Raw genomic sequence first — 9,943 nt, 5'->3', positions numbered from 1 at the left:
ACAATGTGCCGACGTTTTGATAAAGAAAGATTTGGCTATTTATTGCCCGTTGTTCATTCAGGCTGCTTGGCTAATCCGCGCCAGCTGCTCGAAATAATCCGGAAATGTTTTGGCCGTGCATTTGGGATCAAGAATCGTCACTGGTGTATCTGACAACGCCACCAGCGAGAAACACATCGCCATCCGGTGATCATTGTATGTCGCGATCTCGGCAAAGTTCAGTTTTTCCGGAGGAGTGATACGAATGTAATCGTGCCCCTCTTCCACTTCCGCGCCGACTTTACGCAGTTCTGTTGCCATCGCAAACAGGCGATCGGTCTCTTTAACACGCCAGTTATAGATATTGCGCAGCGTGGTGGTGCCTTTTGCAAATAACGCCGCCGTGGCAATGGTCATCGCCGCATCAGGAATATGGTTCATATCCATATCAATAGCGTTCAGTTCACCACGCGTGCAGGAAATATAATCATCGCCCCAGCAAATGGTCGCGCCCATTTTTTCCAGCACATCAGCAAAGCGAATATCACCCTGCATACTGTTACGTCCAATACCGGTCACTTTTACAGTGCCGCCTTTGATTGCTGCTGCTGCCAGGAAGTAAGAAGCCGAAGATGCATCGCCTTCGACCAAATAAGTACCCGGAGACTGATAAGACTGCCCGCCTTTTACGACAAATTGTTGATAGTGCTGATTTTCAATTTCAACACCAAACGTCTTCATCAGATTGAGTGTGATGTCGATATAAGGTTTAGAAACCAGATCGCCTTTAATACGAATCACCGTATCTTCCGGCGCAAGAGGCGCAGTCATTAACAGTGCGGTGAGGAATTGGCTGGAAACGGAGCCATCAACGTCAACGTTGCCGCCAGTAAAGCCGCCCTGTAAACGCAACGGCGGATAATTTTCTTGTTCCAGGTAAGTGATCTTCGCCCCGCCCAGGCGCAGCGCATCCACCAGATGACCAATCGGGCGCTCTTTCATACGCGGCTCACCGGTCAGCACAATATCATTGCTATCCAGACAAAGAGCTGCCGCCAGCGGACGCATTGCCGTTCCGGCGTTACCGAGGAACAACTCCAGGGCACCTTCTGCGTGTAATGGACCGCCGTTACCGATAATTTCGCAACGCGTACGATCGGCTGAAAGCGTATAGCTTAACCCTAACGCTGTTAATGCATTCAGCATATGGCGCACGTCGTCGCTATCCAGCAGATTGGTTAATACTGTTTTGCCGTGTGCTAATGCCGCAAGCAATAAAGCGCGGTTAGAAACGCTCTTGGAACCGGGCAGATTAATAGTGCCATCGACACGAGCGATGGGTTGTAACGTCAGGGATTCCATGAACTCAACTCTCTACAACAGAAATAAAAACCCCACAGGCTGGCTGTGGGGATTAAGCAAAATTTCGGCATTAACCGTGACGGCGTTCGAACTCAACCATGAAGTCTGTCAGCGCTTTAACGCCTTCCAGCGGCATGGCATTATAAATAGACGCGCGCATTCCGCCGACCACACGGTGTCCTTTCAGTGCATGAAGGCCTGCAGCAAAAGACTCTTCAAGGAACAATTTGTCAAGCGCACTGTCCGCCAACTGGAACGGCACGTTCATCCGCGAACGGTTAGCTTTCGCCACATCATTGCGGTAGAAATCGCTGTTATCAATCACCCCATATAGCAGTTCTGCTTTTTGCTGATTGATTTTATCCATTTCAGCTACACCGCCGTTCGCTTTCAGCCATTTAAAGACCAGACCAGATAGATACCAGGCAAATGTCGGCGGCGTGTTAAACATGGAGCCGTTATCGTTGAGGATGGAATAATCCAGAATCGACGGACACGCGATATTCGCTTTGCCCAGCAAATCTTCACGAACGATGACGATTGTCAGGCCAGCCGGGCCGATATTTTTCTGCGCGCCAGCGTAAATTACACCATAACGGCTGACGTCAATCGGACGGGAAAGAATGGTTGAAGAGAAGTCGGCGGCGACCACCACATCTTTGCCGAAGTCTGGCGTCTCGTCGATGGCGATACCGTCGATGGTTTCATTCGGGCAGTAATGCATATAAGCCGCATTATCAGAGAGTTGCCATTCACGCATTGGCTTAACCGCGCGCAGACCATCAACAGTCACTTTGGCGTCAAAGACATTAGGCGTGCAGTATTTTTTCGCTTCTTTAATGGCACTTGCCGCCCAGTAACCGGCATCAACATAATCTGCGGTGGTTTTATCACCGAGAATATTCAGCGGTACCGCAGCAAACTGACCGCGACCACCGCCATGGCAGAATAATACCTTGTAGTTGGAGGGGACATTAAGAAGATCGCGAAAATCCTTCTCGGCTTCCTCTGCAACCTGAATGAACTCTTTGCCACGGTGACTCACTTCCATCACCGACGTACCAAGACCGTTCCAGTCGCGCAGTTCCTGTTGAGCCTGTTTAAGCACCTCTGCCGGTAGCATTGCCGGACCAGAACTAAAATTGAAGATTTGAGCCATTTCCCCTCACCACGTTGCGTTGCTATTAACCCGCGGTCAATCGATTGCGACCACAGGTAATACATTATTCCTGTGGCTATCGGTTTTATCATTCAGTGACACACATCGCAATGAGTAAAACCGTTGAGAGCAAAAATGTGGCTTGCATCACACAAAAGAATCTCTCGGATTATTAGCAAAAAGCCGATGTTTTTACTGTCAGGTCACCCGTTTTGCCCGACTTGCCTTCGTCCATTCTGGATTTGCACAGCGCGGACATAATTGTTTTTCCCCCGCGTTCATATGAATGATTTCACTACAACGAATGCAGGCATAGTCCGCCGACTCCGGCACCACTTTGTAACGCTGCGTACAATCACTGGGTAAAATAAGTAAACCCGGTTTCACCTTGTCATCTTCAAAGAAATAGACACTGATTTGCCCGTTGGTTTCGAGAATCGCCAGACGTACCTGCCCCAGCTGCTCCACGCCACGCAATCGTAGCTCCATTAAAGAACTCAAATTCCGTCATGTTGGAGTTATTGAGTTTCGACCAGGCCAGCTCGCCATCACATTACCAGGCGGTATAACAACGCCAGAGTGATAAAGACGATAAGTACCGGCACCATCGGCACATCATCATAAAACGCCACATCTCCCGCCGCTGAACCCAGCGTGAGAATGATTAACACTTCAAACAGCGACATCTGTCGCACACCGCGTCTTCCGGTCATTTTGAGGAACAAAAAAACCAGTACAAAGGTATAAAGACTACGTAGTGCAACTTCGCCAAGGAAATCAAAAGGCACTTTATCAAATGCCATACGGTGGAGATCGAACGCCTTCATTTTTATGCTCTTAACGTGGTTTATCCGCTAAAAGCATAGTCAACAGTTCATCGGCATGGCGGCGGTGATAGCGCCTTTGAGATAAAACCCGTATTATTGCGCGCTTTCCGTACGACTAAAGTGATTTTCATGACGCAAACATTTATCCCCGGCAAAGATGCCGCTCTGGAAGATTCCATCGCTCGCTTCCAGCAAAAACTTTCAGACCTCGGCTTTCAGATTGAAGAGGCCTCCTGGCTGAATCCCGTGCCTAACGTCTGGTCTGTACATATTCGCGACAAAGAGTGCGCACTGTGTTTTACCAACGGTAAAGGCGCAACCAAGAAAGCGGCGCTGGCTTCTGCACTCGGTGAATATTTCGAGCGTCTCTCAACCAACTACTTTTTTGCTGATTTCTGGCTGGGCGAAACCATCGCCAACGGTCCATTTGTGCATTATCCCAACGAAAAATGGTTCCCACTGAGCGAAAATGACGATGTGCCAGAAGGGCTGCTCGATGACCGTCTGCGCGCATTTTACGATCCGGAGAATGAATTGACCGGCAGTATGCTGATTGACCTACAATCCGGTAACGAAGATCGTGGTATTTGCGGTCTGCCGTTTACGCGCCAGTCCGACAATCAGACCGTTTATATTCCGATGAATATCATTGGTAACCTGTACGTTTCTAACGGTATGTCCGCTGGCAATACCCGCAACGAAGCACGCGTTCAGGGGTTGTCCGAAGTTTTCGAACGCTACGTGAAAAACCGCATTATTGCTGAAAGCATCAGCTTGCCGGAAATCCCGGCAGACGTGCTGGCGCGTTACCCAGCGGTGGTTGAAGCGATCGAAACACTGGAAACAGAAGGTTTCCCGATCTTCGCATATGATGGTTCCCTTGGCGGCCAGTATCCGGTGATTTGCGTGGTACTGTTTAATCCTGCAAACGGCACCTGCTTTGCCTCTTTCGGTGCGCATCCTGATTTTGGCGTAGCACTGGAACGTACCGTGACCGAGCTGCTGCAAGGTCGTGGCCTGAAAGATTTGGATGTGTTTACTCCGCCAACCTTCGATGATGAAGAAGTCGCTGAACATACCAACCTCGAAACGCACTTTATCGATTCCAGCGGTTTAATCTCCTGGGACCTGTTCAAGCAGGATGCCGATTATCCGTTTGTGGACTGGAATTTCTCCGGCACCACGGAAGAAGAGTTTGCTACGCTGATGGCTATCTTCAACAAAGAAGATAAAGAAGTTTATATTGCCGATTACGAGCATCTGGGCGTTTATGCTTGCCGTATTATCGTGCCTGGCATGTCCGATATTTATCCGGCTGAAGATCTGTGGCTCGCGAATAACAGTATGGGCAGCCATTTACGTGAAACGATTCTTTCGCTACCAGGCAGCGAGTGGGAAAAAGAAGATTACCTGAACCTCATCGAGCAACTGGATGAAGAAGGTTTTGATGACTTTACCCGCGTGCGTGAGCTGTTGGGTCTGGCGACCGGGTCGGATAACGGTTGGTACACCCTGCGTATCGGTGAATTAAAAGCCATGCTGGCGCTGGCTGGTGGCGATCTGGAACAGGCTCTGGTCTGGACCGAATGGACGATGGAGTTTAACTCATCAGTATTTAGTCCGGAACGCGCCAACTATTATCGCTGCCTGCAAACGTTGTTATTACTGGCACAGGAAGAAGATCGCCAGCCGCTGCAATATCTGAATGCGTTTGTTCGCATGTACGGCGCAGATGCCGTAGAAGCCGCCAGTGCGGCAATGAGCGGCGAAGCGGCGTTTTACGGCCTGCAACCGGTAGATAGCGATCTGCACGCGTTTGCTGCACATCAGTCGTTGTTGAAGGCCTACGAAAAGCTGCAACGCGCCAAAGCAGCATTCTGGGCAAAATAAAATCAAATAGCCTACGCAATGTAGGCTTAATGATTAGTCTGAGTTATATTACGGGGCGTTTTTTTAATGCCCCGCTTTACATATATTTGCATTAATAAAATAATTGTAATTATAAGGTTAAATATCGGTAATTTGTATTTAATAAATACGATCGATATTGTTACTTTATTCGCCTGATGCTCCCTTTTAATTAACTGTTTTAGCGGAGGATGCGGAAAAAATTCAACTCATTTGTTAATTTTTAAAATTTATTTTTATTTGGATAATCAAATAGTTACTCCGTATTTGCATAAAAACCATGCGAGTTACGGGCCTATAAGCCAGGCGAGATATGATCTATATCAATTTCTCATCTATAATGCTTTGTTAGTATCTCGTCGCCGACTTAATAAAGAGAGAGTTAGTGTGAAAGCTGACAACCCTTTTGATCTTTTACTTCCTGCTGCAATGGCCAAAGTGGCCGAAGAGGCGGGTGTCTATAAAGCAACGAAACATCCGCTTAAGACTTTCTATCTGGCGATTACCGCCGGTGTTTTCATCTCAATCGCATTCGTCTTCTATATCACAGCAACCACTGGCACAGGCACAATGCCCTTCGGCATGGCAAAACTGGTTGGCGGCATTTGCTTCTCTCTGGGGCTGATTCTTTGTGTTGTCTGCGGAGCCGATCTCTTTACTTCCACAGTGTTGATTGTTGTTGCTAAGGCGAGTGGGCGCATCACCTGGGGTCAGTTGGCTAAAAACTGGCTAAATGTCTATTTTGGCAATCTGGTCGGCGCACTGCTGTTTGTACTTTTAATGTGGCTTTCCGGCGAGTATATGACCGCAAATGGTCAATGGGGACTAAACGTCCTACAAACCGCCGACCACAAAGTGCACCATACTTTTATTGAGGCCGTCTGTCTTGGTATCCTGGCAAACCTGATGGTATGTCTGGCAGTATGGATGAGTTATTCTGGCCGCAGCCTGATGGACAAAGCGTTCATTATGGTGCTGCCGGTCGCGATGTTTGTTGCCAGCGGTTTTGAGCACAGTATCGCAAACATGTTTATGATCCCGATGGGTATTGTAATCCGCGACTTCGCATCTCCGGAATTCTGGACCGCTGTCGGTTCTGCACCGGAAAATTTTTCTCACCTGACCGTGATGAACTTCATCACTGATAACCTGATCCCGGTTACGATCGGTAATATTATCGGCGGTGGTTTGTTGGTTGGGTTGACATACTGGGTCATTTACCTGCGTGAAAACGATCACCATTAATGGTTGTCGAAGTACGCAGTAAATAAAAAATCCACTTAAGAAGGTAGGTGTTACATGTCCGAGCTTAATGAAAAGTTAGCCACAGCCTGGGAAGGTTTTACCAAAGGTGACTGGCAGAATGAAGTAAACGTCCGTGACTTCATTCAGAAAAACTACACTCCGTACGAGGGTGACGAGTCCTTCCTGGCTGGCGCTACTGAAGCGACCACCACCCTGTGGGACAAAGTAATGGAAGGCGTTAAACTGGAAAACCGCACTCACGCGCCAGTTGATTTTGACACCGCTGTTGCTTCCACCATCACCTCTCACGACGCTGGCTACATCAATAAAGCGTTGGAAAAAGTTGTTGGTCTGCAGACTGAAGCTCCGCTGAAACGTGCTCTTATCCCGTTCGGTGGTATCAAAATGATCGAAGGTTCCTGCAAAGCGTACAACCGCGAACTGGACCCGATGATCAAAAAAATCTTCACTGAATACCGTAAAACTCACAACCAGGGCGTATTCGACGTTTACACTCCGGACATCCTGCGTTGCCGTAAATCCGGTGTTCTGACCGGTCTGCCAGATGCTTATGGCCGTGGCCGTATCATCGGTGACTACCGTCGCGTTGCGCTGTACGGTATCGACTACCTGATGAAAGACAAATACGCTCAGTTCACCTCTCTGCAGGCTGATCTGGAAAACGGCGTAAACCTGGAACAGACTATCCGTCTGCGCGAAGAAATCGCTGAACAGCACCGCGCTCTGGGTCAGATGAAAGAAATGGCTGCGAAATACGGCTACGACATCTCTGGTCCGGCAACCAACGCTCAGGAAGCTATCCAGTGGACTTACTTCGGCTACCTGGCTGCTGTTAAGTCTCAGAACGGTGCTGCAATGTCCTTCGGTCGTACCTCCACCTTCCTGGATGTGTACATCGAACGTGACCTGAAAGCTGGCAAGATCACCGAACAAGAAGCGCAGGAAATGGTTGACCACCTGGTCATGAAACTGCGTATGGTTCGCTTCCTGCGTACTCCGGAATACGATGAACTGTTCTCTGGCGACCCAATCTGGGCAACCGAATCTATCGGTGGTATGGGCCTCGATGGTCGTACCCTGGTTACCAAAAACAGCTTCCGTTTCCTGAACACCCTGTACACTATGGGTCCGTCTCCGGAACCGAACATGACCATTCTGTGGTCTGAAAAACTGCCGCTGAACTTCAAGAAATTCGCCGCTAAAGTGTCCATCGACACCTCTTCTCTGCAGTATGAGAACGATGACCTGATGCGTCCGGACTTCAACAACGATGACTACGCTATCGCTTGCTGCGTAAGCCCGATGATCGTTGGTAAACAAATGCAGTTCTTCGGTGCGCGTGCAAACCTGGCGAAAACCATGCTGTACGCAATCAACGGCGGCGTTGACGAAAAACTGAAAATGCAGGTTGGTCCGAAGTCTGAACCGATCAAAGGCGATCTCCTGAGCTACGATGAAGTGATGGAGCGCATGGATCACTTCATGGACTGGCTGGCTAAACAGTACATCACTGCACTGAACATCATCCACTACATGCACGACAAGTACAGCTACGAAGCCTCTCTGATGGCGCTGCACGACCGTGACGTTATCCGCACCATGGCGTGTGGTATCGCTGGTCTGTCCGTTGCTGCTGACTCCCTGTCTGCAATCAAATATGCGAAAGTTAAACCGATTCGTGACGAAGACGGTCTGGCTATCGACTTCGAAATCGAAGGCGAATACCCGCAGTTTGGTAACAATGATCCGCGTGTAGATGACCTGGCTGTTGACCTGGTAGAACGTTTCATGAAGAAAATTCAGAAACTGCACACCTACCGTGACGCTATCCCGACTCAGTCTGTTCTGACCATCACTTCTAACGTTGTGTATGGTAAGAAAACTGGTAACACCCCAGACGGTCGTCGTGCTGGCGCGCCGTTCGGACCGGGTGCTAACCCGATGCACGGTCGTGACCAGAAAGGTGCTGTAGCGTCTCTGACTTCCGTTGCTAAACTGCCGTTTGCTTACGCTAAAGATGGTATCTCCTACACCTTCTCTATCGTTCCGAACGCACTGGGTAAAGACGACGAAGTTCGTAAGACCAACCTGGCTGGTCTGATGGATGGTTACTTCCACCACGAAGCATCCATCGAAGGTGGTCAGCACCTGAACGTTAACGTGATGAACCGTGAAATGCTGCTCGACGCGATGGAAAACCCGGAAAAATATCCGCAGCTGACCATCCGTGTATCTGGCTACGCAGTACGTTTCAACTCGCTGACTAAAGAACAGCAGCAGGACGTTATTACTCGTACCTTCACTCAATCTATGTAATTAGATTTGACTGAAATCGTACAGTAAAAAGCGTACAATAAAGGCTCCACGAAAGTGGGGCCTTTTTTGTCAGCTATCTATACTTTAAGGTGACTGCCAAAACAGACTCGACGTAGCCTTCGAGCTGCGCACCAACACGGCCTCAGATGGGCCACATCTGGAGAAACACCGCAATGTCAGTTATTGGTCGCATTCACTCCTTTGAATCCTGTGGAACCGTAGACGGCCCAGGTATTCGCTTTATCACCTTTTTCCAGGGCTGCCTGATGCGCTGCCTGTATTGTCATAACCGCGACACCTGGGACACGCATGGCGGTAAAGAAGTTACCGTTGAAGATTTGATGAAGGAAGTGGTGACCTATCGCCACTTTATGAACGCTTCCGGCGGCGGCGTTACCGCATCCGGCGGTGAAGCAATCCTGCAAGCTGAGTTTGTTCGTGACTGGTTCCGCGCCTGTAAAAAAGAAGGCATTCATACCTGTCTGGATACCAACGGTTTTGTTCGTCGTTACGATCCGGTGATTGATGAACTGCTGGAAGTAACCGACCTGGTAATGCTCGATCTCAAACAGATGAACGACGAGATCCACCAAAATCTGGTTGGAGTTTCCAACCACCGCACGCTGGAGTTCGCTAAATATCTGGCGAACAAAAATGTGAAGGTGTGGATCCGCTACGTTGTTGTCCCAGGCTGGTCTGACGATGACGATTCGGCGCATCGCCTCGGTGAATTTACCCGTGATATGGGTAACGTTGAGAAAATCGAACTTCTCCCCTACCACGAACTGGGCAAACACAAATGGGTGGCGATGGGTGAAGAATACAAACTCGATGGTGTTAAACCACCGAAGAAAGAGACCATGGAACGCGTGAAAGGCATTCTTGAGCAGTACGGTCATAAGGTAATGTTCTAATTTCCCCGTAAAGCGGCAACTTTATTGAGTTGCCGCTTTTTTATTCCGCGCTTCGTTCTGCTACAGCGTTTTTAACACATCTTATAGTGCATCTACCATATCCCGTACCTGAGATAATAACGACTGATAATAGCTCGCGTGAAGTTCTTCCCCATCGAATACCACTGTATTACACAAGAAAGTGACATCGGCATCTTCAATACCAAGATAAC

The 9,943-nt window shown here is 48.9% G+C and carries 6 protein-coding genes and 2 pseudogenes; 4 read left to right on the top strand and 4 right to left on the bottom strand.

Translation table 11 applies throughout. The annotated features are described in order from the left end of the window. Positions 1-57: 57 nt before the first annotated feature. The 3 genes and pseudogenes from aroA to ACUU1I_RS17330 all read right to left on the bottom strand — a co-directional run bounded on the left by aroA (position 58) and on the right by ACUU1I_RS17330 (position 3,327). On the bottom strand, positions 58-1,341 hold the full coding sequence (gene aroA / locus ACUU1I_RS17340; protein ID WP_000445222.1) for a 3-phosphoshikimate 1-carboxyvinyltransferase: 1,284 nt from the start codon (positions 1,339-1,341) through the stop codon (positions 58-60). Positions 1,342-1,411: 70 nt separating this feature from the next. Next, on the bottom strand, positions 1,412-2,500 hold the full coding sequence (gene serC / locus ACUU1I_RS17335) for a 3-phosphoserine/phosphohydroxythreonine transaminase (protein WP_000057149.1): 1,089 nt from the start codon (positions 2,498-2,500) through the stop codon (positions 1,412-1,414). A gap of 198 nt (positions 2,501-2,698) precedes the next feature. Then, positions 2,699-3,327 (bottom strand): annotated as a pseudogene (locus ACUU1I_RS17330) (DUF421 domain-containing protein). Between the two features lie 129 nt (positions 3,328-3,456). Here ACUU1I_RS17330 and ycaO point away from each other — a divergent pair. The 4 genes from ycaO to pflA all read left to right on the top strand — a co-directional run bounded on the left by ycaO (position 3,457) and on the right by pflA (position 9,731). Continuing rightward, positions 3,457-5,217 carry a 30S ribosomal protein S12 methylthiotransferase accessory factor YcaO gene (gene ycaO, locus ACUU1I_RS17325; protein WP_005051051.1) on the top strand — a complete coding sequence of 587 codons (1,761 nt, stop codon included), beginning with the start codon at positions 3,457-3,459 and terminating at the stop codon, positions 5,215-5,217. 405 nt (positions 5,218-5,622) lie between these two features. Further along, positions 5,623-6,480 (top strand): formate transporter FocA, encoded by an 858-nt coding sequence (gene focA, locus ACUU1I_RS17320; RefSeq protein WP_000642546.1) that lies wholly within the window; start codon positions 5,623-5,625, stop codon positions 6,478-6,480. Between the two features lie 54 nt (positions 6,481-6,534). Beyond that, on the top strand, positions 6,535-8,817 hold the full coding sequence (gene pflB / locus ACUU1I_RS17315; protein ID WP_001292813.1) for a formate C-acetyltransferase: 2,283 nt from the start codon (positions 6,535-6,537) through the stop codon (positions 8,815-8,817). A gap of 173 nt (positions 8,818-8,990) precedes the next feature. Continuing rightward, positions 8,991-9,731, top strand: a complete 741-nt coding sequence (gene pflA / locus ACUU1I_RS17310; RefSeq protein WP_000111043.1) for a pyruvate formate lyase 1-activating protein — start codon at positions 8,991-8,993, stop codon at positions 9,729-9,731. A gap of 81 nt (positions 9,732-9,812) precedes the next feature. Here the strand turns inward: pflA and ACUU1I_RS17305 are convergent. Further along, positions 9,813-9,943 (bottom strand): annotated as a pseudogene (locus tag ACUU1I_RS17305) (NAD(P)H oxidoreductase); the annotation flags it as partial.

Source organism: Shigella sp. SIG3, from assembly GCF_053555855.1.
Note: the sequence above shows the minus strand (reverse complement) of the source record. Positions and strands in the feature narration are given on the sequence as shown.